The sequence below is a fragment of the Plantactinospora sp. WMMB334 genome (assembly GCF_049179095.1).
Lineage (GTDB): Bacteria > Actinomycetota > Actinomycetes > Mycobacteriales > Micromonosporaceae > Plantactinospora.
In genome coordinates this window covers 2,630,279-2,653,387 of sequence record NZ_JBMHME010000002.1, presented here as the reverse complement: position 1 = coordinate 2,653,387, position 23,109 = coordinate 2,630,279, and the positions used below count along the sequence as shown (strand labels likewise).

The window sequence follows — 23,109 nt, the reverse complement described above, 5'->3', positions numbered from 1 at the left end:
ACGCGGCGCCGGGTGCCGCGACCGTCAGCGGCCCTGCGCCACCGCGGCGCGGGCCGCCGGCGTCAGTACGTCTCCAATCCGGTTCGCCAGTTCCGTCATCTCGTAGGAGACCTTGCCGACGTCGCAGGTGGGAGCGGCGAGCACCAGCAGCGAGGCACCGTCGTTGAACGCCATCGAGAACATGAACCCGCCCTCGAGCTGGGTGACGTTGGAGATCACCGCACCCGCCTCGAAGAATCCCGCCGCGCCCCGGAGCAGGCTGACCAGGCCGCTGCCGGTGGCCGCGAGTTGGTCGGCCCGGTCCGGTGGCAGGTTCCGGGTGGAGGCCACCATCAGGCCGTCGCTGGAGATGGCGATCGCGTGGCTGACCTCCGGGGCCCGCTCGACGAAGCTGTCCAACATCCAGCCGAGATCTCGTTGGTTCACGTAGCACTCCCTGTCGCGTCGCTTGTCGCCGAGACGTTCACGAGCTTGGGACGGCGGGCAGCCACGCCGCGGGCGTAGGCGGCCATCGCGTTGGCCACCTCGGCCGGGTCGCGGTGCTCCGAGACCGGCTGCTGTTCCGGTGCCGGGGTGACGCCGCCGGGCACCAGGTGCCGCTGCGGCTGGCGGATCGGAAGCCCGGAGGTCGTGGTGCCGACGATGTCCGGGTTGACCAGCCCGGTGGCGGCCCGCCAACCCTCGTCGCCCCGGGTCTGCCAGCCCGTGGCCGGGTAACCGCCGGAGTCGCCGGCACCGCTGGAGCCGCTGGAGCCGCCGGTCCGGGCGGACGGCACGGTCGGGGCCGGTGCGACCGTCGCCGGTGCACCTCCGCCGCCGTTGCCCGTCGGCGCCGCGACCCGGGCACCGACCCGGTCGGTGCGGAACCAGTTGTTGACCTGCTCGAAGATGACCAGTTCCTGGGTCGGGTCGTCGCCCCGGTCCGTCCGCTGGGCCGGTGGCCGGAAGACCGAGCCGGCGGGCAGGGCCCGCTCCGTCGCAAGGCGGCGGGCCGGGCCGTTCGGGACGGCGGTCGCACCGGCCAGCGTGGCGGTGCCGCGCGCCCGGCCCTCCGGCATCGCCGCCAGCCGCCCGGGTGCCAGCAGCTGGGTCTCCGGCGGTACGGCCCGGATCAGCGGGGCCGGCAGCGACACCTCCGCGATCGTGCCGAGCTTGGGCCCGGGACGCAGCTCTACCGCCACGCCGAGCCGGCCGGCGAGCTGGCCGACCACGACCAGACCCATCGCCCGGACCGCCGCGACGTCGGTGGCCGGTGGCCGGGCCAGCAGGTCGTTGAGCTGGGCGAGCCGTTGCAGCGACAGGCCGACCCCCTCGTCGCTGACCTGCACGATCACCCGGTCGCCGAGGCTGCGCGCGGTCACCCACGCCTCGGTCTCCGGCGGCGAGTACGCGGTCGCGTTGTCCATCAGCTCGGCGAGCAGGTGCACCACCTCGTCGACCTTGTCGGCGGCGACCGCCACGTCCGGGTCGACGACGCCGATCCGGACCCGGGTGTAGTGCTCGATCTGCGACAGTGCCGCCTGGACGACCTTCTGCATCGGCACGTCCTCGTGGCGTACCCGCCCGACGCCCACACCGCCGAGCACGAGGAGGCTGGCGTTGATCCGTCCCATCCGGGTCGCCAGGCTGTCCAGGGTGTAGAGCTGTTGCAGCCGCTCCGGGTCGGTCTCGTCCTGCTCGACCTTGTCCACCTGGGCCAGTACCGCGTCCACCAGCCGCTGCTCGCGCCGGCTGAGGTGGACGAAGATGTCGGCGGTGTTGGCCCGCATCACGGCCTGCTCGGCGGCGGTGCGCACGGCCGCCTGGTGTACCGCGCTGAACGCCTGACCCACCTCGCCGATCTCGTCACCGGCGGACGCCTCCAGCGTGGAGGCGGAGGCCCGGGCGAGGGCCTCCGGATGGATGCCGGCGCTGTCGAGGTTGCGCAACTCGGCGACCATCGCCGGCAGTTCGGTGAAGGCGACGGAGTGCGCCGCGTCCCGCAGCCGCCGCAGCCGCCGGGTGATCTGCCGGGCGACCGCCCAGGTCACCAGCACGGTGAGCAGCAGCGCGACCGCCATCGCCGCGCCCTCGGCAATCGCCCGCCAGCGCTGCTCGACCCGGGCCGCGTCCACCTCGGCCAGGACGGCCGTGTCGACCCGCTGCTGCACCTCGAAGAGCCGGGCGGCCCAGCCCTGGGTGGCCCCGATCCAGGCGTTGGTGTCGACCTCCAGCGGAGCGCCGATGTCGGCCCGGGAGACCTGGTCCTGGAGGCGTTGCAGGGCGAGCGCCTCCTTGCCGCTGCCCGCCTGCTCCCACCACACCTGCCACTGGGACGGGGCGAGACCGAGGAAGGCCAGGCTGGCTTCGGTGAAGCCGGTGCGGGCGGCGGTGATGTCCTGCTGCATCGCCGGGGTGAGTTCGCCGGTGGCGATCGACCGGAGCACCGCGACCTGTTGCTGGCCGAGCGCCTCCGCGGTCTTGGAGAGCGCGGCGGCGGCCCGGATCCCGTCCGCGACGTCGGCGGAGACGACCCCCTGGGAGATCGCCTCCCGGTATGCCAGCAGGTCGGCGATGATGATCCGGTAGCTGAACGTGGTGGCCGAGACGGCCGCGTGCGCGGCGGTGCGGACCTGGGTGCGCAGCGGTGCGAGGCCGGCCAGCGCGCTGTCGATCCGGGCCAGCACCGCGCCCGGCCCGCTGGCCGGCTCGGGAGCGAGCGAGCGCTGCCGCTGGTAGCGGGCGACGATCTCGTCGGTCTCGGCGGCCTGCCGGACGTAGGTGTCCTGCTGTCTGGGCGTGGCGGCGGTCAGCAGGTCGGCGGCGGCCGCCCGCTCCCGCTGGAGCTGGTAGGCCAGGCGGCCGGCCTCGGCGCCCAGTTGCGCCAGCGCACCGAGGTCGCTGGCCTGCTCTGCCTGCTGCGCACTGTCGGCCAGTGCCAGCCCCGCGAACCCGACGACCGCCACCAGGGGTGCGGCCACGATGATGCGCATCCGAGAGGCGATCTTCCAACCGCGTCGCCGTACCGGCTGCTGGGGCCGGGCCGCGTGGGATCGGGTGGTCGAGGCCAAAACTGACTCCCACGGCTCGTCATCGAGGAAATGCATCTTGCAGTTGGCAAGTCCCATTGCGCCGGACGGGAGGGACTGACAACAGGGTTAACCGTGGTACAAACAGCTCGTACCACCATCTGTACCCAGAGTTGAACAGGCAGTTACTTTCGCAGGTGGCGATGCCTGTGCGGCCGGATCTGCGGCGCGCATCCGGGCTCGTACTCCTGTTTCGCGACTCAGTGCCGGCGACGCAGCGCGCCGACCCGACCCCGCCGGTGCGCCTCCGCGAACGGTCGGCGGGACTCGCCGGCCGGCAGGTGCGACTCGGCCGCCGGGTCCAGGGGTCCGTCCGCCGGCTGTGGGCCGTCCGGTGGACGGTGGCCGCCGCGTCGCTGCACCTCCACCGCGAGGCGGTCGGCCTCCTCGGTGAGCCGCTGCGCCTCCTCGGGCCGCACCTCGGACTCGCCCGGGAAATGCACCCGCAACATCTGGTCGATGAGGCCGCGCAGTTCGTCGATCGCGTCCACGACGGACTGCCGCTCACCCACCGCCCGCTCCGGATCCCGATCGACCCGCTCCGACGGCCCGGCGTCGGAGCCCCGGGGCCCACGCCGCCCGTCGGCGGCGATCTGCTCGACGGCCACCTTCGGCCAGAGCTCGGTCAACAGACCTCCGGTGCCGAGCACGTCGTCGCAGCGCACGGCGAGCTCCTGGCTGCCGTACCGGCGCCCCGCCTCCACCGCCGCCACCGTCTCCCGGCTGAACCGCACCCGGTCGGCGAGGGCGCGCTGGGTCAGCCCTCTGCGGGTGCGCCAGCGGCGCAGTTCGCGCTGGAACTCCCGGGTGGCCATCGAGTCTGCGGTGCCTGACGAGGCAGCGTCCATTTGCTCACCTTCGTTGGTCAGCGATCGTTGGTCGGCGATGCGATCACTCGCAGCAGAGCACGGGTCAGGAAAAGATCATGACCCGGCATTTGCCGGGGCCAATTCTTACCCTCCGGCTCCACTGTGTGAAGACGTACGCGCCACCCGTCGTTGTCGGTAGGTGAAAAACAAACCAGGCCGACCTACTTGACGGTACGAAAATGATCTACGAGGCACCTCGACGCCACCGGTTGCCCGGATTCACCCCTTCCGCCGTGAACGGCGAATGGCGACACTCCGGAATCACCGACCGGCGGCCGGGCCCCCCGCGGGCGATCCGCCCCACCGTCCATATGACGGCGTGCATCGATGCGTGGTCCGCGATTGGCGCCCGGCCGCCGGGCGACTCCAGGCCGGTCCACCGCGTTGGACCGGGGCCGGCGTACCGCATAGACCGGTGCCGGCGTACCGGATCGGCCGGACCGGCAGTACCGGATCGGCCCGGCTGCGACGCACCGGATCGATGCCGCTCCGTTTCCAGCCGGCGCCGACCACGGCGGCGCGTAACCACCGCGGGCGGATTGGTCGGTGGCGGCGAATCCTCGACTATGCGGCGCGTCCGCTAAGCCCTTCGGGTGGATCTTCGTACCGTTCCCTCGGCGCGCCCGTGATATCGATGAGCGCGGGCAACGCCTGGTGCGCCCGGAACGCGACATTGGGCTTGTAGACGCTTACATGACCCGGCGCCAGACGGAGCCCGGGAATTGCCTCGGCCAGGCGCTGGAGCGCGATCTGGGCCTCGAGCCGGGCGAGTGCCGCCCCGATACAGAAATGTGGGCCGTAACCGAAGGAGAGGTGGTCCTTGGCGTCGTCACGCTCCGGATCGAACCGGTCCGGAGCGGAGAACGCGGCCGGGTCGCGGTTGGCGGCGCCGATCAGCAGCAGGCACCGCTGCCCGGCCGGGATGGTGACGTCACCGATCGTCACCGGCCGCAGTGTCACCCGCAGCCAGCCGTCGATGGCCGGGCCGAACCGCAGCGCCTCCTCCAGGAACGCCGGCACGGTCGCCGGGTCCTCGGCGACGCGCCGCCACCGCCCCGGCACCGACAGCGCCTGTTCGAGGCCGTGCGCGAGCAGCCCGGCGGTGGTCTCGTGCCCGGCGACCAGCAGGTTGAACGCCATGCTGGCCACCTCGGCGACGGTGAGCACCTCGTCGTCGCCGTCCCGGTAGCGCAGGGTCCGGGAGATGAAGTCGTCGCCGTCGAGATCACCCTCGGCCCGCCGGGCGACCAGGTCCTGGCAGTAGTGCCAGAAGTCGAGCAGCCCCTGGGCCAGCCTGACCTGCTCGGCCGGCTCCGGCCGACCCCAGACCAGCGCGATCTGACCGTCGGCCCACTGCCGGATCCGGGCCACGTCCCGCTCCGGCACGCCGAGGATGTCCAGCACCACGAGCAGCGGCAGCAGGGCGGTGAACTCCGGGATCAGGTCGACCACCTCGCCCCGACGGGCGACGAGGGCCTCGACCAGCCCGTCGACCCGGCGCCGCACGATCGGCCCGTACTGGGCGGCGACCCGGGGGCCGGTGTTGGCGAAGGTGGCCCGCAGCGCCCGCCGGGTGCGGGTGTGCACCGGGGAGTCGGCGGCGGCCGTCGTCGCCGGCACGTCGAGCCGCATCACGATGGCGAGCGCCTCCGGGCACATCTCGTAGACCGGGGCCAGCGTCAGCGCGTTGCCGAAACTGTCCGCGTCCCCGAACGCCTGCCGCACGTGCTCGTGCCGGCTGATCAGCCACATGCCGAGATCCTCGGCGTGGTGCACGTCGTCGGGACGGGCGAGAAGTTCCCGCCACACCCTGGCCGGGTCGATGAGATACGTACCAGTGAACGGGCTGAGTTCCATGGCCGCCTCCTGGCCCACTCGCGCGCTGTCGTCGGGTCCGGGGCAATACTCCGCCACACCGCGAATGAGTCGCCCCGCAACTTCCAACGACAACTGGGAATCTCACGATGCGCTGTGACGGACGGCTAAGTCAAGGTATTGGTTTGTGCCATTGTATTGCGGTGCCGCCCCGGGCCCGTCGACCTCCGCAGACGGACCAGCCGACCACGGGTGCAAGTTGCGACCTGCAGTTGCCCCTGCCTGGGCCGGCGGCCCGAGATCAACTCACCTCGCCACGCCGGATTCCGCCCGCCCCGCCGACCACGTTCCGCGACATCTTGGTCCGGGGCCGGCGACAGCACTCCGGGAAGCAGCGGAGGATTGCGGCGACATTGGCCCACCTGAGCGATGGTTTGGGTAGATCAGCGCCAATATTAAACGCCATCGGAGGTGCGTGTTCGACGTTCGGAGGAAACGCGTACGTTCCAGTGTGGTCACCCCGCGTCCACCCGACCGCCCGGCACGGTCGAGCCGTCTCCGGCCCTTGACAGATGTCGATCAACGGACTGATGTGTAACCCACTCACCTCGACGACCCGTCAGGAGGTCCACGTTGACCAGACAATGGTGGACGGCCACCGCCGTCACCCTGGTCCTGACCGCCACCGTGCTCGGTAACCCGCAGCCGGGCACGGCCGCGCCCGATGCCGGGGGCACCGGCAGCACCGTCCCGGTCACCCTCGCCGCCGACGAGACCGCCCTGGTGCGCGTCCAGCTCCGCGACGAGGCCCAGTTCCGGCAGCTGCTCGCCGAGGGCACCGACATCGCCAACCGGCCACGACAGCGGGACGGAGAACTCCTCGCCGACCTGGTGCTGACCGGCCGGCAACTCGCCGCGCTCACCGCCCGGGGCGCGGTGGCCCGTCAGGTCGTCCAGCGCGAGAGCGACGCCGCCCGCCGGTACGCCGACAGCGTGCGCGCCGCGGCACAGTCCCGCGACGCCGGCGGGCGCGACACCCCGGACCGGCAGCGGGGCGCCACGGTCGCCGCCGTCGACACGCTGCACTTCCTCCAGGCGTACTGGTGGACCAGCGCGGGCCGGACCTTCCTGCAGACCCAGGTCGCGACCACCGCCGCCGACGACCCGGACGTCGAGATCACCGTCACCTGGCGCACCGCCGACGGCACGACCGGCACCATCGCGCTCTCCCGCTTCTCCGACGCCGGCGAATACCAGTACCACTACTCGGTGCCGCAACGGCTGCCGGCCCGTCCGGTGCAGGTCACCGCCACCTCCAGCCTCGGCGGGACCGCCCGGCCCACCACCCCGGCACCCTGGCCGAACGCCACCCCGCCACCACTGCCGGAGGGCTACCAGAAGGACTTCATCGACGCGTACGTCACACCCGTCGACATCCGGGCCCGGATCAAGCGCCTGGCCCGCCAGTACGACGACCTGGTCGACGTCATCGACCTGCCACACCGGACACAGGGCTACCGGCGCACCGCCGCCGGCTACCTCGGCGACCCGGCCACCGCCGCCGTGGTGGTCGAGTCGGTGAAGTTCGGTGACCAGAAGATGAACGGGGTGCAGGTCCGCACCGTCGACCCCGGCCGGGCCGACCGGCCGCTCTCGGCGACCTACCGCGACCGGGTGCTGACCATCTCGCTCGCCACCGACGGCACCGGCCGGACGATCAGCACCACCGACCAGGTGGCGGCGTTCGTCTCCGCCCGCTATCCGCAGCGGTTCTCGGCGTTCGTGGAGAACGGCTCCTCCGGGCTGCCGATGCCGGTCGCCGGGCCGGTACGCCTCGACGACGGCCTGTCCGGCGCCGAGGTGCCGACGAAGCCGTGGACCGTGCAGGCGCTGCGGATCGGCGTACACCGGGACGGTTCCCGGATCGGGGTGCTGGCGTACTCGCAGGAGCACGCCCGGGAGTGGGCGACCCCGCTGGTCACCCTGGAGTTCGCCGAGCGGCTGCTGGCCAACGCCAACACCGACCCGGCCACCCGGGAGCTGCTGGAGGCCGTCGACGTCTTCGTGATCCCGACGGTCAACCCGGACGGGGCGAACTACTCGTTCCACGACGCCAGCTTCCAGCGCAAGAACCTGGTCAACCACTGCACCGGCGCCCAGCGCGACCCGGCCAACCGCAACTCCTGGGGCGTCGACGTCAACCGGAACTACACGGTCGGTTCGCTCTTCGACGGCTACGCCGGAGCCAGCACCAACTGCCTCTCCGGCGCCTACGCCGGCACGGGTGAGCTGTCGGAGGCGGAGAGCCGCAACGTGGTCGACCTGGCGAAGGCGCACCCGAACATCAGGTTCGCGATGAACGTGCACAGCTACGGCGGGTACTTCATGTGGCCGCCCGGGGCGTACCAGGCGGAGGGGCGGATCCTGCTGCCGCGCCCGTCGATCGACGAGTCGAAGATGTTCCTGGACAGCGCGCGGCGGATCGTCTCGGCGATCGCCGGCGAGCGGGGCACCGTGACCTGGCCGTCCCAGACCGGCCCGGTCGCCGACGTGCTCTACTCCGCCGCCGGCAACTCCGCCGACCAGCTCTACTACGAGCTGGGCATCTTCGCCTGGGACTTCGAGGTCGGCAACGACATCTGGAACGAGACGACCGGTCGGTGGGAGGGCGTCGGCTTCCAGCCGCCGTTCGCCGAGGCCCACGCCGAGTCCCAGGAGTACGCCGCCGGCCTCGTCGAACTCCTCCGCGTAGCCCGCGACCACGCCGCCGCCTAACGTGCAAGGAAGGGCCCCCACTTATCGCTTTCTGTTGTAGCGGGGGCCCTTCCTAACAGCTCGGTTCGTCAAGGCAGGCTCCGGATGCTTTCATTGGTGCCATGGCGAACCCGGTGATCTTGACGGTCGACGACGACCCGGCGGTGTCGCGTGCGGTGGCCCGGGACGTGCGGCGGCGCTACGGCGACCGGTACCGGGTGGTCCGCGCGACGTCCGGGGCGGAGGCGCTCGACGCGCTGCGCGAGATCAAGCTTCGCGGCGACCGGGTCGCGGTGCTGCTGGCCGACTACCGGATGCCGCAGATGAACGGCATCGAGTTCCTCGAAGCGGCGATGGACATCTTCCCGACGGCCCGGCGGGTGCTGCTCACCGCCTACGCGGACACCAACGCGGCGATCGACGCGATCAACGTCGTCGACCTCGACCACTACCTGCTCAAACCCTGGCACCCGCCGGAGGAGAAGCTCTATCCGGTGCTCGACACCCTGCTGGAGGCGTGGACGGCGACCCCGGAAACACCGGAGAACGAGGTCCGGGTGGTCGGGCACCGGTGGTCGGCGCCCTCCTTCGCCTGCCGCGACTTCCTCGCCCGCAACCTCGTGCCGTACCGCTGGCTGCTCGCCGACGAGCCCGAGGGCAAGCGGCTGCTGGCCGCCGCCGGAGCCGACCCGGCCGACGTGCCGGTGGTGATCACCCCGGACGGCACCGCGCTGGTGCGTCCCTCCGAGGCCGAGTTGGCGACCCGGGTCGGGCTCGCCACCATGCCGGCCGCCGACTTCTACGACCTGGTGGTGGTCGGTGCCGGTCCGGCCGGCCTCGGCGCGGCCGTCTACGGCGCCTCGGAAGGGCTGCGCACGGTGCTGGTCGAGCGGCAGGCGACCGGCGGCCAGGCGGGGCAGAGCAGCCGGATCGAGAACTACCTCGGCTTCCCGGACGGCGTCTCGGGGGCACAGCTCGCCGACCGGGCGCGCCGGCAGGCCCTGAAGTTCGGCGCCGAGCTGCTGACCGCCCGGGACGTGGTCGGTCTGGAGGCGGCCGGCGCGACCCGGCTGCTCCGGTTCAGCGACGGCACCTCCATCGCCGCCCACACGGTGGTGCTGGCCACCGGGGTCTCGTACCGGCAGCTCGGCGCGCCCGGCCTGGCGGAGCTGGCCGGCCGGGGCGTCTTCTACGGTTCGGCGGCGACGGAGGCACCGAACTGCGCGGGACAGGACGTCTACATCGTCGGCGGCGCCAACTCGGCGGGGCAGGCGGCGGTGTACTTCGCCCGGCACGCCCGCCGGGTGCACCTGCTGGTACGCGGCGCCGACCTGCGCCAGTCGATGTCGCAATACCTGATCGAGCAGATCGAGCGGATCGACACCATCGAGGTGCATCCGCACTCCGAGGTGGTGGGCGGGGAGGGGACGGACCACCTCGAGCAGCTCACCATCTGCGACAACCGGGCCGGCCAGCGGCGCACGGTGAAGGCGTCCTGGCTCTTCGTCTTCATCGGCGCCGAGCCGCGTACGGACTGGCTCGGCGGCGTGGTGGCCCGGGACGCCCGCGGCTACGTGCTGACCGGCCTGGACCTGGCCAGCGACGGGCGGCGGCCGGCGGGCTGGTCGCTGCCGCGCGACCCGTATCCGCTGGAGTCGAGCCTGCCGGGGGTCTTCGCGGCCGGGGACGTCCGGGCCGACTCGATCAAGCGGGTCGCCTCGGCCGTCGGCGAGGGTGCGATGGTGGTCTCCCTGGCCCACCAGTACCTCGCGGCGCAGTGACCGTCCCCGCAGGTACCTCGCGGCGCAGTGACCGGTCCCCGCAGGCAACGGTCCTGGCAATAAAAGTGCTCGGCAGGCGTTATGCAGATGTGGGAACCGTAGCGACACGGGTCGGGTGACGAGATGACCGTTTCGGGCGAGCGGCTGGCGATCGAGGAGCTGCGGACGCTCTTCCTCTTCGAGTCGCTGGACGACGAGAAGCTCGGTTACATCCACGAGCACGGCCGGGTGCAGCGGCTGCCGGCCGGAGCCGACATCTTCGTCGAGGGCGAGGAGGCGAACTGCTTCTACGTGCTCCTCGACGGCACCGTGTCGCTGACCCGGCTGGTGCAGGGCGACCGGGTCGAGATCAGCCGCACGGCACAGCGGGGCGCGTACGGCGGCGCGACCCAGTCGTACCTGAACGAGCAGCGGGTGCAGACGTACCTGAACGGGATGCGGGCGATCACCGACGTCACGCTCCTGGTGCTGCCGGCCGAGGTGATCAGCACCGCGATGCGCCGCTGGTTCCCGATGGCGATGCACCTGCTCGACGGGCTCTTCCTCGGCATGCGCACCACGCAGACGGTGGTCGGCGAGCGGGAGCGGCTGCTCGCCCTCGGCTCGCTGTCGGCCGGGCTGACCCACGAGCTGAACAATCCGGCCGCCGCCGCCGTCCGGGCCACCTCGGTGCTCCGCGACCGGGTCGCCGGGATGCGGCACAAGCTGGCCATGATCGCCGACGGCCGGCTGGACGGGGCCAAACTGCAGCGCCTGGTCGAGCTCCAGGAGGCCGCCGTCAAGCAGGCGGCGTCGGCACCGGCCCTCTCACCGCTGGAGACCAGCGACGCCGAGGACGCCCTGGCGGACTGGCTGGACGAGCACGACATCACCGCCGGTTGGGACCTCGCCCCGACGCTGACGGCCGGCGGGATCGACGTCGGCTGGCTCGAGCAGGTCACCCCGGCGGTACGGCCGGAGGACCTGGAGCCGGCGATCCGGTGGCTGACCTACACCGTCGAGACCGAGCTGCTGCTCGGCGAGATCGACGACGCGCTGGGCCGGATCACCGGGCTGGTCGGGGCGGCGAAGCAGTACTCGCAACTGGATCGGGCGCCGCACCGGACGGTCGACGTACACGACCTGCTCGACGCCACGCTGGCGATGTTCAACACCAAGATCAAGTCCGGCGTACGGGTGGTGAGGGAGTACGACCGGGGCCTGCCGCCGATCCCGGTCTACGCCGCCGAACTCAACCAGGTCTGGACCAACCTGATCGACAACGCGCTCTATGCGATCGGCGAGGAGGGTGTGTTGACCGTACGCACCGGGCGCGACGCCGACTCGATCACGATCGATATCGTGGACACCGGGCCCGGCATCCCGGCAGAGGTGCGGTCCCGGATCTTCGAACCCTTCTTCACCACCAAGCCGATCGGCGACGGCACGGGGTTGGGTCTGGACATCTCATACCGGATCGTGGTGAACAAGCACCACGGGGACATCCGCGTCGAATCCGAGCCGGGACACACCGTCATCCGCGTCTGCCTGCCGATCTCCGGCCCGGATGCCGCGCCGGAGCAGGAGGACGGCGCCTGATCCCGCCCGACGGTCGATCTCCGGCGTCGGTGGTCGACCACCGGACCTCGTGGTCGGTCGCAGGACCTCGCGGTCGATCACGGGGCGCGGCGATCGATCTCGGACGCCGGTGCGGGGCCCGGCGTGGCCCTCGGGGACCTGCGTCAGCCGGGCCTGCGTCAGCTGGTCGAGCGGAGCCGCCGCTCGGAGCCGTCGGCCCGCATCGCCTGGACAAGGTCCTCGCGGGCCCGCGCCACCCGGGACCGGATGGTGCCGACCGGACAGCCGCAGACCTCGGCGGCCTCGCTGTAGCTCAGCCCGGCCACCTGGGTGGCGACGAAGGCCTCCCGGCGATCCACCGGCAGGTCCGCCAGGAGTCGGGCCAGCTCCACCTCACCCTCGAAGCCGGTGCTCGCCCGGGCGAGCTCGGTGTCGGCGGCGAGTTGCCAGTCCGGCAGCGAGGCGACCCGGGGCCGTCGCATCGCCGTGCGGATGTGGTCCACGCAGGCCCGCCTGGCGATCGCGAGAAGCCAGGTCTTCGCGGCCGACCTGGCCGCGAAGCGGGGCAGTGCCCGCATCGCCCGCAGATAGGTCTCCTGGGCCAGGTCCTCCGCCTCACCGGCGCCGACCAGGTGGGCGACGAAGCGGTGCACGTCATGCTGGGTCGCCTGGATGAAGGCCACCGCCGCAGCACGGTCGCCGGCCTTGGCGGCCAGCGCCAGCTTGGTGATGTCGTCGTTCTCGACGCCGGGGGGAGGCATGCCCCAAAGCTACCCGTACCAGCACCTACCTCGAATACCCCCGGTGGGCATCCAATCGTGGTACACCTTGCCGGATCGACGTCCGATCGGGGAAATGGACCCCCGGCGGGAACCAGGATCACCCGGGGTCCGACTATGACAGTGTGGGGTGCGAACAGTTTCGAGAAGCGCTGTCGGCTCGGCTGGACGGAGCGGAGCATCCGACCGAGCGGGCCGGCGTCGACCGCCATCTCGCCGGATGCGCCGACTGCCGGAGCTGGTTGGAAAGTGCGACGGCGCTGAACCGGCTGGCCCGGACCAGCCTGGTGACGCCACCGATGGAGATCGACGAGCGGATCCTCGCCGCCGCTCCCGGGCCGGGCCGGGCCCGGCTGGCCGGTACGCTGCGGATCGCGCTCGGTGTGGTCGGCGTCGCCCAGTTCCTGCTTGGTGCGGCGCAGATCGCCGGGATCGGCTCCGCGACCCACGTACACGGTCTCGAGGTCGTGCTGGGCGGCGGCCCCGACCATCTCTGGCACGAATCCGCCGCCTGGAACGTCGCGCTCGGAGCCGGCTTCACCTGGATCGCGCTGCGCCGGACCCGGCCGTTGGGACTGGTCCCCACGCTGACCGCGTTCGTCGCGGTGCTGACCCTGCTCTCCGTCAACGACGTGATCGCGGGCCGGGTCGACCCGGCCCGGATCTTCAGCCACGGGCTGATCCTGGCCGGCTACGTGATCATTCTCGGTCTCTCCCGCCCGGCACTCGAGCCCGGCGATCCGCCGACCCGGCACGGGCAGCGGACCGGGCCGGGGTGGCGGGCCAGGTTCGAGGAGGAGCCGCCGGCCGCGCCGCCGCGCCTGCGGCTGGTGCGTGGCCGACCGGGCACCGCGCACGCCCGCACCCATCACCGGGCCGCCTGACCCTGCGTCACCGCTTCGGGCCCGTTCGGTCGTCAGTGGCGGTGCGGCGCGCCATGATCAGGTGAGACGCCGAGGTCGTCGTCGCGTCCGGCCCTGATCCGTGACCACTGGGCGGTCGGACGGCCGTCCAGCCGGAACTGACCGCCTCTGGCATCCCAACGTTGCGGCCATCCCCCCGGCGAGTCCTCCCAGAACTCCTGCCGGCCGTGGACGGTCAGATCCAGCAGTCCGTACGACGGTGCCATCACCTCGTTGCCGCGGCCGGTGGTCCAGTAGGTCTCGTAGACCCTGTCATCGTCGCGGAGATAGCTGACCAGGATGCCGAAGTGCCGATCCGCGACCAAGCGGTCCACGGCTTCCTCCGGCACGGAGTACCAGGGAACCGTCCAGCCCATGAAGTCGCGGTAGCGCGAGCTCTCGTCGTACGGCCCCTGGCAGAGGGTTGCGTAGCTGACGTCCCGCGAGTGCAGGTAGGACAGCTCGTTGATGTGGGTCGTGGAGAAGGTGCAGCCCTCACACTGCTGCGCCGCGGGCCTGCCGGTGTGCCACATCTGGAAGTAGGCGACCAGTTGGGACCGGCCGTCGAAGATGTCGATCAGCGGCACCGGACCGTCGGCCCCGATCAGCGGGGTCCGCGGATCGACTTCGACCATCGGCAGCCGTCGGCGTTCGGCGGCCAGTGCGTCCCCGGCCCTGGTATGGGCCTTCTCCTTGACCCGGAGTACGTCGATCTCGGCCTGCCAGGTCTGCCGGTCGACGATCTGCGGAAGAGGGCGTTCCATCGCTGGCGTCTCGGTCATGCGAACCTGTCTATCCCAGCGGAGAGCACGGGACAACGCCCTTCGACCGATCATGATCGGACACCTACACCGACGTGCCCGCAGGTCCGTCCTGCCGGACCGCCCGAGGCTCAGGAGCGCGAACCGCGCCCGCCCTGGGCCGGGTTCGGAGTGTGCGGGCGCTTGCCCAGTTGCCGCCAGTCGGACTCGGCGACCTCGATGTCGTAGTGCCTGGCCGCCGCCATGATGTTGGCGAACGCCTGGTCCCGTTCGGCGTCGCTGACGTCGTGCGTCTGGTCGAACCGGGCGAGGGCGTTGCGGACGTGGGACGCGTCGGTCAGCGGCTCCTTGCGCTTGCCGGGAAACGCGAACGCGCTGTCCGGCAGTTCCCGGGACTGCTTGCTGCTGATCGCCCCGTGCTGGTCGACGGGCTTCCAGGTGATCTTCATGGTTTCCTCCTGGTCGGTCCACCACCGGGTGGCTACCGCCTTCTCCTTCCCGAGGGGCAGCGCCGATAACCGGTCGACCCCCGACCTCACCGGCCGCCGGGGCGGCAGGTATTACCCGTCAGCGATGCATTGACATTATTAGTTAACTTTCCTAATGTTTCAGCAACTCAGCCACGTCGATCCCGATCCCGACCCGCCCGGTACGGCGCCGCACCCCCCGCTGCCGTCGTCCCGGCAGCCGCGCGTACCCCCCACACCGGATCGGGTCGAGTCGCTGAGGCGCCTGCGACAGAAGGGAACGCCGATGTCACCTACCAGGAGCGCCGAGCGGGTGGACCCGCCGGGACGCCGCCCCCGCGTCCGGTCCAGGTTCTTCACCGGAGTGCTCGCGCTCGCCACCGCGGCGACCGGAACGGCGGTCGCGCTCGCCCCGCTCTCCCCTGCCGAGGCCGTCGTGCTGCCCAACAACTTCAAGAGCGTCGGCTACATGCCGAGCTGGGCCGGCGACATCAACGCGATCCAGTACAACAAGCTGACCCACATCAACTACGCGTTCGTGCTGCCGAACGCGAACGGCACGCTGCGGGCGGTGGAGAACCCCAGCAAGCTCTCCTCGCTGGTGTCACGGGCACACAGCAGCAACGTCAAGGTCTCGATCGCGATCGGCGGCTGGAACAACGGCGACGACTCCGCCTTCGAGGCGCTGGCCGCCAACTCCGGCAGCCGGACCACGTTCGTGAACAGCGTGATCAGCTTCGTCAACCAGTACAACCTGGACGGCGTCGACATGGACTGGGAGTATCCCGACCCGGGCAGCTCGGCGAACAACTTCACCGCCCTCATGCAGCAGCTCAGCAGCCAGCTCCGCAGCCGGGGCAAGCTGCTCACCGCCGCCGTGGTCTCCGAGGGCGGCACCGTCAACGGCGTGCAACCGGCCGTCTTCGGCTACGTCGACTGGCTCAACATCATGGCGTACGACGGCGGCAGCCCGCACGCCAACTACGACTGGTCGATCAACGCGGTCAACGGCTGGAAGGCGCGCGGCCTGCCGGCCGGCAAGGCGGTGCTCGGCGTACCCTTCTACAGCCGGCCCGGCTACTACACCTACTCGGCGCTGGTCGCGATGGACCCGGCCAACGCCAACCGGGACTGCACCACGGCCGGCGGCGCCCAGCAGTGCTACAACGGCATCCCGACGGTCAGGCGCAAGACCCAGTGGGCGCTGGCCAACGCCGGTGGGATGATGAACTGGGAGCTGTCCCAGGACACCAACAACTCCACCTCACTGGTCAGCGCCATCTACGACACGGTGATGGGCGGCGGCACTCCCCCGCCCGGCGGCCGGACCGGCCAGATCACCGGCATCGGCGGCAAGTGCGTCGACGTCGCCGCCGCGTCCAGCGCGAACGGTGCGGCGATCCAGCTCTACACCTGCAACGGCACCAACGCGCAGCAGTGGACGGTCGGCACCGACGGCACCCTGCGGGCGCTCGGCAAGTGCGCCGACATCACCGCCGCCGCGACCACCAACGGCGCCAAGGTGCAGCTCTACGACTGCAACGGCACCGGCGCGCAGGTGTGGCAGGCGCAGAGCAACGGCACGCTCCGCAACCCGGCCTCCAACAAGTGTCTGGACGCCACCGACAACAGTTCGGCCGACGGCACCCGGCTGCAGATCTGGGACTGCTTCGGCGGCGCCAACCAGGTCTGGCGACTGCCGGCCTGATCCCGGCACCACGTCCGGCCCGGCCGCCACGAGCGGCCGGGCCGGACGGCTGTTCACTCCCGGTCCCAGGCGTTGACCGTGAAGCAGGGTGCTGGTTCCGTCGAGCCGCACGGCAACCAGCGACCGGGGATCGGCCGGGTCGGCCGGACGGACTGCCCTGGACGCGACCGGCCCAGACAAGGCTCGGCAGGGCGGCGACGCGGCTTTCCAAGATCTCGACCGCCATACCGAGATCCCGGCGTGCCCACTCCCCGTCCGCCGTGCCGCGGGCGCCGGCGACGGCCGCCGCGGCCTGCTCGTCGGTGAGTGCCGTCGTCACGGCGACGAACCCGGCGTCCTGGCCGACGGCACCCCGGGGCGGCGAGTCCACCAGCCGTTGCCCCAGGCCACCATCCGCTGCCACCTGCCGACCGGCTCGGTGCCGACCGTGTAGGGGCCGCCGCCCTGCCCGCGGGGGACGACGGCGGCACCGGTGCCGGCGAAGACGGCGACCGCGCAGGGGCCCGCGGCCACCCGGATCGTCGCCAGTCAACATGTATTGATGCGGCGCGAGGAAGTGGATTCACCCAGCAGCACTCCGACTCAGCACGAACCCGGTAGGCCGGAAGAGCCCGGCCCCGCCACCCCACCGGAACCGCCTGATCCTGGCAGGCCACGGTCGGCGGGCCCTCGTGCTCTGCCGTACCTGTTGGCGGGAATCGCGTTCGTCCTCTACGAACTGCTGTCGGTCGTACGCCATATCACCGGACGTACAACCGGGTTCGATCTTGGGATCTTCGAGCAGGTGGTCCGGAACTACGCACACCTCAACACCCCGGTCAGCGAGCTCAAGGGACCGGGCGTCAACATCCTGGGCGACCACTTCAGCCCGATCCTCGCGGCTCTGGGCCCGGTCTATCTCCTCTTCCCAGGCCCGATCACGCTGCTCACGGTCCAGGCCGCGGCATTCGCCCTCTCCGTCGTACCGGTCACCCGGCTGGCCATCGGCACCTGCGGCACCCGCCTCGGCGGCATCCTTGGCGCGGCCTACGCGCTGTCCTGGGGGATACAGAGCGCGGTGGTCTTCGACTTCCACGAGACCTGCCTGGCAGTGGTCTTCGTGGCCTTCTGCGTGGAACGGCTGTACCGGCAGGAGTGGTGGGCGGCATTCGCCTATGCCCTTCCCCTGCTCCTCGTCAAGGAAGACCTCGGACTCACCGTGGCTGCGATCGGCATGTACATCGTGCTACGCGGGCCGAAGAAGCTGGGCGCGCTACTCGCGCTCGTGGGAGTGGCCGCCTGCTGCCTGACGATGCTGGTCCTGATCCCACACCTCAACGTGTACGGCCAGAACACCTACCTGGGTCACGCCTCCGGCACCGTCGGAAACCCCCTGGTCCGGCTCATCATGCCCGTCCAGAAACTCGAGACCGTCCTGATGCTGCTCGCCCCGACTGCCTTTCTGGCCCTACGCTCCCCGATACTGATCATCGCGCTCCCCACGCTCGCCTGGCGGTTCTGGGCCACCAACCCGGCCTACTGGGGAACAGACCTCCACTACAGTGCCGTGCTGATGCCGGTCGTCTTCGCCGCCGCCGCAACAGCCGTGCCGCGCGTCCACGCCACGCTGCGGACGGCGCTGCCGCGATACTCCGGGCAGTTCCATCTGGCGATCGGCGCCTGGTGCGTCACGTTCGTCGTCCTGCTGTCCGCACACTCCCCCATCGGCGAACTCTTCCGTGCGGCGGCCTGGCGACCCGTACTGTCGTCGACGGAACGGGGAACGCTGGCGACCATTCCGGACCAAGCGACGGTCGCCGCCGAAAACTCCCTGGCCCCACAGCTCACCAACCGTACGACGGTCTACCTCTTTCCCGAATATCCCACCCAGCGGCTCCGCCCCGACTGGGTGGCAGTCGTTGATCCCCCCGTGCGGGGACTCGCACCCGCCGACCAGCAACTGGCCGCGATACGACAACTGCCAGCGCTCGGCTACGAACTGACAGACCGAAGAGAGCAGGTGAGTCTCTACCGGCTGACGCGGTAGGCCCCGGCACTTCCTCCCCCGTCGCCAGCGCCCGCCGACGGCAGGGCCGCGACCCACCTGCCCGGGATCCGCTGCTCTCCGGGCAGGTGGGTCGCGCGGGACGGTGCGGGTGGTCAGCGGGCCGCGCAGCTCGGTGTGAGCCCGGCCGCGCTGCCGGTGCCCTGGAAACCGAACTCGGTCGACTGGCCGGGCGCGATCCGGCCGTTGTAGCTCACGTTCGTGAAGTCGACGGCGCCGCTGTTGCCGCTGCGTTGGGCGTTCCAGGCGTTCGTGACGGTCACGCCGCCGGGCAGGGTGAGGCCGACGGTCCAGCCGGTGGTGCCGGACGAGCCGGCGGTGACGCGTACCGTCGCGACGAAACCGCCGTTCCAGGAGTTGAGCGAGACCGAGGCGGCGCAGCCGGCCGGCGGGGTTGTCGGCGGATTCGTCGGCGGATTCGTGGGACCACCGGTCGGCGGGGTGGTGGGGGTCGGGCTCGCGGTCGGGGTCGGGGTCGGCGTGGTGCCGCCGTCGGTCAGGCTGCCCGGCACGGCCAGCAGGGCGTTGTACCAGGTCGTGGCCATCTTGCTGTAGCCGGTGGCGTTCGGGTGGATTCCATCGGCCAGGTCGGCGGTGGTGAGCGCGGCGTACATGTTGACCAGGTAGACCTGGCGACCGGCGTTGGCCCGGGTCTGCACGATCTGCGGTATGGCGGCATTGAAGCTGCGTACCTGCGCGTCCGTGCCCGCGGAGCCGGCCGGCACGATCGTCGCCACGAAGAGCTTCGCGTTCGGGGCCGTGGTGGTGATCCGGTCGATCAGTGCGGCCAGCCGGTTCGGCGCGTTCGGCAGGTCGCGGTTCTGGAAGATGTCGTTGGTGCCGATGTGCAGCAGGATGGTCTGCGGCTGGTGGGTGGTGAGCCAGCTGACGATGTTGGCGTCGATCTGGTCGATCCGCCAGCCGGAATGCCCCTCGTGGTCCCGGTCGCCGAGGCTCGCCGGCCCGTTGGCCTGGGAGCCGACGAAGTCGACTGTGTAGCCGCCGGCCACCACCTTCTGCCAGAGGTCGATCCGGTACCCACCGGGCACGTTGAAGCCGTCGGTGATCGAGTCGCCGAGCGGCAGCACCCGGACACCGGCGGCCGCCTCCACCCGGTGCCCGCCCTGCAGCAGGATCGCCACCGTCACCAGCACGACCGCCAGCAGTGCGCCCGCGCACCGGCGAATGGTCGTGGTCATAGGCTCTCCACCTTCCAATGCATCCATGGTCTTCGATTGAGTCCATTGAAATCCCCGACGCCGCGGAACGGCGATCAGCAGCTCGCCGCAGCGACGAACGCACCATCGGGTGCGCCGGACGGTGCGTCCGTCGCTGCGGCGAGGGATGGTCGAGCCCCGGCGGGGTGACGGCCGACCCCGATCGTCAGCCGAGCCGGAAGTCCACGACCCGGATCGGGGAGGGCGTACCGCCCCCGGAGGCACGCTGGTAGAGGATCGACAGGACGCCCTCGCTCTCCACCCGGGTCCGGTCCACCACCACCTCGCCGAAGGCGTTCAGCCGGGCGCCGTCGAAGCGTACGGTCCAGTCGGTGTAGCCGCTGGCCCGGCTGGCGGTGACGATCCGGCCGTACGGCAGCACGACGTAGGCGTTGTCGGCGGCGTCGAGGACGAGTGGGGAGCGGCCCGTCGCGTTCAACGGCACCGGGATCTCCGTCTTGCGCCAGACCCCGGACGAGTTGCGGAAGAGGTGGAAGGCCCGGCCGTTGGCGCGGCGCGCCGAGGCGTACGAGGTGACGCACGAGGTGAACCGGCCCGGTACGTAACTGACCACCACGTGCGGGTTGCCGGCCGAGTCGACGTCCTGGCTCTCCTGGTTGATCAGCCCGTGGTTCGGCGGCAGCGGATCGACCACGAGACCGGGACTGGAGATCGACACCAGGTTGCCCGAATTGGTGGTGCCGACGAGGCTCCCGGCGTTGTTGCGCCAGGTGCGGCCCTGGTCGTCGCTGTAGACGTAGCCGGTGTCGTGGTTGGTCAGCCCGCCGCTGTTGCAGGTGACCGCCGAGTTCCCCTCCCGCCAGGTGAACGCGGCGTGCAGCCGGCCGCCCGGCCCGTAGGTCAGCCCGTGCAGGTACATGTTCCGGGTGGTGCTGGTGGCGCCGTTCGCGCCGTACGACCCGGTGGCGGACTGCCATCGGCCGAGCCGGCGCCAGGCGGAGCCGTCGTACTCGGCGAGTTCGTTGGTGCCGTTGCCGGAGCGCCCGGTCCGGTAGCTGAGCTGGAGCCGGTTGCCGGGTGCGAGCCGGAACTGCGGATAGGTGATCGCGCCGAGCCCGACCCCGTCCAGGCTGCGCTGCACCGCCCCGAACCGGCCGGCCTCCCAGCTGCGCGAGGCCGGTGCGGAGACGAGTCCGGCCTCGGACTTCACGTAGTAGACCTCGCTGTCGTGGGTGTCCATCGCCACGTGCAGCCGCCCGTCGCCGGGCGAGATGCCGAGCGAGATCGAGTTGTGCGAGTCGTTCGTGCTCAGCCGGTGCGGCAGCGCGACGCTCTGCCACGCCCCGGAGGGCAGTTGCCGGCGGGCCACCACCGCCGCCCGGGAGGCGGTGTACCAGGCCGCGTACTGGTAGCCGGCGTGGCTGACGATGCCGTCGGCGTACGAGGCGTTGTTGACCAGCCCGTCGTAGGAGACGAAGTAGAGCGCGGCGGGGTCGAGTTCGGTGTCGCCGAGCCGGGCCACCCCCGGGGCCGCCGCGGCCGGACCAGGCTGGGCCACCACCCCGACGAGGATACCGAGCACGACCGACGCCGCCAGAGCGGCTCGACGGGAGGACGGAGCGGGCATGGCGGCTCCCTCGGACCGGCGCCCATCTGGCGCTCGTCGATGAATGGATTCAACCTACATCCATATACATCGATCGGGAAGCGGCCGGCCCGGTTGGAGCGCGGGAATGACCGACGTCAGGAGGGGCGGCGGGCCGAGGTCTCCTCCCGGACCACGAACCGTACCGACCTGGCCTCGATGATGCAGGCGCGCAGCGGTGCGGCGAGTTCGCGGTGCTCCGGGCTGCGCTCCCACGCCTCGAAGTGGGCCAGCGACGCCCACTCACTGGTGATCAACCACTGTTCGGCGTCGCTCGACGCCTGGCAGACCTGGTCCACCAGGTGCCCCGGCACTCCCCCGGCGACCTCGTAACGGATCTGCTCGTACGCCTTCAGGAAGTCCTCGGTGCGCTCGTGCGGCACCCTGATCAGAAACAGCACCCTGGCCTTGGGCATACCGGTCGTCCTCTCCACTCTCCCGGCGCCACACCGGAGGGCTCCCCCGGCACCACACCGAGGGCTCCCCCGGCACCACGCCGGAGGGCTCTCCCGGGCAGGACGCCGCCTGCACGGTCGCCGCTACCCCGGGCCGCGCCGGAGCAGCACGGCGCTGTTGAAACCGTCGAAACCGCGGGCGCCGACGAGTGCCACGTCCACCCGACGGGGTCCGGACCCCCGGACGAAGTCCAGCTCACAACCGGGCGCCGGCCGGTCCAGCCCGGCCGTCGGCGGCAGCACGCCGTGCCAGATGCTCAGCAGCGCGGTCGCCACGTCCAGCGCCGACCCGCCCTGGTGTGCCCGCCCGACCAGCGGCTTCTGCGTGGTGACCGGCGGCGGCCGCGTCCCGAAGACCGCCCGCAGCGCCTCGGCCTCGCTGCGGTCGTAGCGGGGCACGCCCAGCGCGTCCGGGAAGACCACGTCGACCTCGGCCGGGTCCACCCCGGCCCGGTCCAGCGCCAGCCGCATCGCCCGGGCGTACTGCGCCGGGTCCCCGGCCGCGCGCCGGTCGGTGTGCCGGGCGTCGTGGCTGGCGCCCCAGCCGGCCACCTCGGCATAGCCGGTCCGCACCCCTCGGGCCCGGGCATGTTCGAGGTCCTCCACCACGAAGACCGCCCCACCCTCGCCCGGCACGTAGCCGCTGGCCGCCACGTCGAACGGCCGGTACGCCAGCCCCGGCTCCGGGCAGCTGCTCACCAGGCCGCCGCGGATCTGGCAGGTCAGCGCGTACGGGCTCAGCGGGCACTCGGTGCCACCGGCCAGCACCACCGGTGTGCCGCGCCGGATCATCCGTACCGCGTGCGCCAGGCTGTCCAGCCCACCGGCGGACTCGGCGGCCAGCACCCCGCACGGCCCCTTGAACTGGTGGCGGATGGAGAGCTGCCCGACGCTGGCCGCGTAGAACCAGGCGATCGACTGGTACGCCCCGACCGTCCGGGCCGGCCCGCGCCAGAGCCGTTGCAGCTCGCGCTGGCCGAAGAGGTTGCCGCCGGAGGAACTCGCCAGGGTGACCGCGTACCCGTAGGGATCGCCGGCCACCTCCGGCAGCCCGGCATCGGCGAGTGCGAGCCGGGCCGCCGCGAAGCCGAGGTGGGTCCACCGGTCGGTCTGCACCAGTTGCCGGTTGTCGGCGTAGTGCAGCGCGTCGAAGTCGGCCACCTCGCCGGCCAGCCGGCTCGGGTAGCGCTCCGGGTCGAAGAGGGTGATCCGGCCGATCCGGTTCTGCCCGGCCAGTACGCACTTCCAGTGCGCCTCGCTGCCGATCCCGCTCGGCGCGACCACCCCGATACCGGTGATCACGGCGCGGCCGCTCAACGGACCGGA

General features: G+C 71.4%; 18 protein-coding genes. 6 read left to right on the top strand and 12 right to left on the bottom strand.

Translation table 11 applies throughout. The annotated features are described in order from the left end of the window. Positions 1–24: 24 nt before the first annotated feature. From ACN27G_RS11270 to ACN27G_RS11255, 4 genes are all read right to left on the bottom strand, one after another. Entirely contained in the window at positions 25–402 is a 378-nt protein-coding gene (locus ACN27G_RS11270; RefSeq protein ID WP_318396450.1) for a roadblock/LC7 domain-containing protein, read from the bottom strand. 20 nt (positions 403–422) lie between these two features. Next, positions 423–2,972: a nitrate- and nitrite sensing domain-containing protein gene (locus ACN27G_RS11265; RefSeq protein WP_421492741.1), complete on the bottom strand. Its 2,550-nt coding sequence runs from the start codon at positions 2,970–2,972 to the stop codon at positions 423–425. Between the two features lie 296 nt (positions 2,973–3,268). Further along, positions 3,269–3,916, bottom strand: coding sequence for a helix-turn-helix transcriptional regulator (locus tag ACN27G_RS11260; RefSeq protein ID WP_421492740.1), 648 nt, complete (start codon positions 3,914–3,916; stop codon positions 3,269–3,271). 585 nt (positions 3,917–4,501) lie between these two features. Beyond that, on the bottom strand, positions 4,502–5,794 hold the full coding sequence (locus ACN27G_RS11255; RefSeq protein WP_421492739.1) for a cytochrome P450: 1,293 nt from the start codon (positions 5,792–5,794) through the stop codon (positions 4,502–4,504). Between the two features lie 591 nt (positions 5,795–6,385). Here ACN27G_RS11255 and ACN27G_RS11250 point away from each other — a divergent pair. From ACN27G_RS11250 to ACN27G_RS11240, 3 genes are all read left to right on the top strand, one after another. Further along, entirely contained in the window at positions 6,386–8,527 is a 2,142-nt protein-coding gene (locus tag ACN27G_RS11250) for a M14 family zinc carboxypeptidase (RefSeq protein ID WP_421492738.1), read from the top strand. A 101-nt stretch (positions 8,528–8,628) separates the two neighbouring features. Further along, complete coding sequence (locus tag ACN27G_RS11245; protein WP_421492737.1) at positions 8,629–10,287, top strand: FAD-dependent oxidoreductase; 1,659 nt, start codon at positions 8,629–8,631, stop codon at positions 10,285–10,287. Between the two features lie 123 nt (positions 10,288–10,410). Further along, the gene (locus ACN27G_RS11240; RefSeq protein ID WP_421492736.1) at positions 10,411–11,865 is read left to right on the top strand and encodes an ATP-binding protein; all 1,455 of its coding nucleotides are present in this window, start codon (positions 10,411–10,413) and stop codon (positions 11,863–11,865) included. Positions 11,866–12,023: 158 nt separating this feature from the next. Here the strand turns inward: ACN27G_RS11240 and ACN27G_RS11235 are convergent, their stop codons facing one another. Continuing rightward, entirely contained in the window at positions 12,024–12,605 is a 582-nt protein-coding gene (locus ACN27G_RS11235) for a sigma-70 family RNA polymerase sigma factor (protein ID WP_421492735.1), read from the bottom strand. A gap of 143 nt (positions 12,606–12,748) precedes the next feature. Between ACN27G_RS11235 and ACN27G_RS11230 the strand changes: the two genes are divergently transcribed. Beyond that, a complete protein-coding gene (locus tag ACN27G_RS11230) occupies positions 12,749–13,507 on the top strand; it encodes a zf-HC2 domain-containing protein (protein ID WP_421492734.1) in 759 nt (252 codons plus the stop codon). 32 nt (positions 13,508–13,539) lie between these two features. Here the strand turns inward: ACN27G_RS11230 and ACN27G_RS11225 are convergent, their stop codons facing one another. Both ACN27G_RS11225 and ACN27G_RS11220 read right to left on the bottom strand, forming a co-directional pair. Next, entirely contained in the window at positions 13,540–14,307 is a 768-nt protein-coding gene (locus tag ACN27G_RS11225) for a DUF899 family protein (protein WP_421492733.1), read from the bottom strand. A gap of 110 nt (positions 14,308–14,417) precedes the next feature. Next, positions 14,418–14,735, bottom strand: coding sequence for a DUF6582 domain-containing protein (locus tag ACN27G_RS11220; RefSeq protein ID WP_421492732.1), 318 nt, complete (start codon positions 14,733–14,735; stop codon positions 14,418–14,420). A 304-nt stretch (positions 14,736–15,039) separates the two neighbouring features. Between ACN27G_RS11220 and ACN27G_RS11215 the strand changes: the two genes are divergently transcribed. Continuing rightward, the gene (locus ACN27G_RS11215) at positions 15,040–16,461 is read left to right on the top strand and encodes a glycosyl hydrolase family 18 protein (RefSeq protein ID WP_421492731.1); all 1,422 of its coding nucleotides are present in this window, start codon (positions 15,040–15,042) and stop codon (positions 16,459–16,461) included. 315 nt (positions 16,462–16,776) lie between these two features. Here the strand turns inward: ACN27G_RS11215 and ACN27G_RS11210 are convergent, their stop codons facing one another. Continuing rightward, positions 16,777–16,974 (bottom strand): hypothetical protein, encoded by a 198-nt coding sequence (locus tag ACN27G_RS11210; protein ID WP_421492730.1) that lies wholly within the window; start codon positions 16,972–16,974, stop codon positions 16,777–16,779. 175 nt (positions 16,975–17,149) lie between these two features. Between ACN27G_RS11210 and ACN27G_RS11205 the strand changes: the two genes are divergently transcribed. After that, positions 17,150–18,487, top strand: coding sequence for a DUF2079 domain-containing protein (locus ACN27G_RS11205; protein ID WP_421492729.1), 1,338 nt, complete (start codon positions 17,150–17,152; stop codon positions 18,485–18,487). A 113-nt stretch (positions 18,488–18,600) separates the two neighbouring features. Here ACN27G_RS11205 and ACN27G_RS11200 read toward each other — a convergent pair whose 3' ends face one another. From ACN27G_RS11200 to ACN27G_RS11185, 4 genes are all read right to left on the bottom strand, one after another. After that, entirely contained in the window at positions 18,601–19,704 is a 1,104-nt protein-coding gene (locus ACN27G_RS11200) for a GDSL-type esterase/lipase family protein (protein ID WP_421492728.1), read from the bottom strand. Between the two features lie 184 nt (positions 19,705–19,888). Then, a complete protein-coding gene (locus ACN27G_RS11195; RefSeq protein ID WP_421492727.1) occupies positions 19,889–21,310 on the bottom strand; it encodes a BNR repeat-containing protein in 1,422 nt (473 codons plus the stop codon). 116 nt (positions 21,311–21,426) lie between these two features. Next, on the bottom strand, positions 21,427–21,744 hold the full coding sequence (locus ACN27G_RS11190) for an antibiotic biosynthesis monooxygenase family protein (protein WP_421492726.1): 318 nt from the start codon (positions 21,742–21,744) through the stop codon (positions 21,427–21,429). A gap of 123 nt (positions 21,745–21,867) precedes the next feature. Next, complete coding sequence (locus tag ACN27G_RS11185; RefSeq protein ID WP_421497296.1) at positions 21,868–23,100, bottom strand: beta-ketoacyl synthase N-terminal-like domain-containing protein; 1,233 nt, start codon at positions 23,098–23,100, stop codon at positions 21,868–21,870. Between the last annotated feature and the right edge of the window lie 9 nt (positions 23,101–23,109).

Bases quoted from the DNA above. Each gene is read 5' to 3' on its own strand.
- ACN27G_RS11265 (WP_421492741.1), bottom strand. From the start codon at position 2,972: ATGCGCATCATCGTGGCCGCACCCCTGGTGGCGGTCGTCGGGTTCGCG.
- ACN27G_RS11240 (WP_421492736.1), top strand. From the start codon at position 10,411: ATGACCGTTTCGGGCGAGCGGCTGGCGATCGAGGAGCTGCGGACGCTC.
- ACN27G_RS11215 (WP_421492731.1), top strand. From the start codon at position 15,040: ATGTCACCTACCAGGAGCGCCGAGCGGGTGGACCCGCCGGGACGCCGC.
- ACN27G_RS11225 (WP_421492733.1), bottom strand. From the start codon at position 14,307: ATGACCGAGACGCCAGCGATGGAACGCCCTCTTCCGCAGATCGTCGAC.
- ACN27G_RS11245 (WP_421492737.1), top strand. From the start codon at position 8,629: ATGGCGAACCCGGTGATCTTGACGGTCGACGACGACCCGGCGGTGTCG.
- ACN27G_RS11255 (WP_421492739.1), bottom strand. From the start codon at position 5,794: ATGGAACTCAGCCCGTTCACTGGTACGTATCTCATCGACCCGGCCAGG.
- ACN27G_RS11195 (WP_421492727.1), bottom strand. From the start codon at position 21,310: ATGCCCGCTCCGTCCTCCCGTCGAGCCGCTCTGGCGGCGTCGGTCGTG.
- ACN27G_RS11270 (WP_318396450.1), bottom strand. From the start codon at position 402: ATGTTGGACAGCTTCGTCGAGCGGGCCCCGGAGGTCAGCCACGCGATC.
- ACN27G_RS11220 (WP_421492732.1), bottom strand. From the start codon at position 14,735: ATGAAGATCACCTGGAAGCCCGTCGACCAGCACGGGGCGATCAGCAGC.
- ACN27G_RS11190 (WP_421492726.1), bottom strand. From the start codon at position 21,744: ATGCCCAAGGCCAGGGTGCTGTTTCTGATCAGGGTGCCGCACGAGCGC.
- ACN27G_RS11235 (WP_421492735.1), bottom strand. From the start codon at position 12,605: ATGCCTCCCCCCGGCGTCGAGAACGACGACATCACCAAGCTGGCGCTG.
- ACN27G_RS11260 (WP_421492740.1), bottom strand. From the start codon at position 3,916: ATGGACGCTGCCTCGTCAGGCACCGCAGACTCGATGGCCACCCGGGAG.
- ACN27G_RS11200 (WP_421492728.1), bottom strand. From the start codon at position 19,704: ATGACCACGACCATTCGCCGGTGCGCGGGCGCACTGCTGGCGGTCGTG.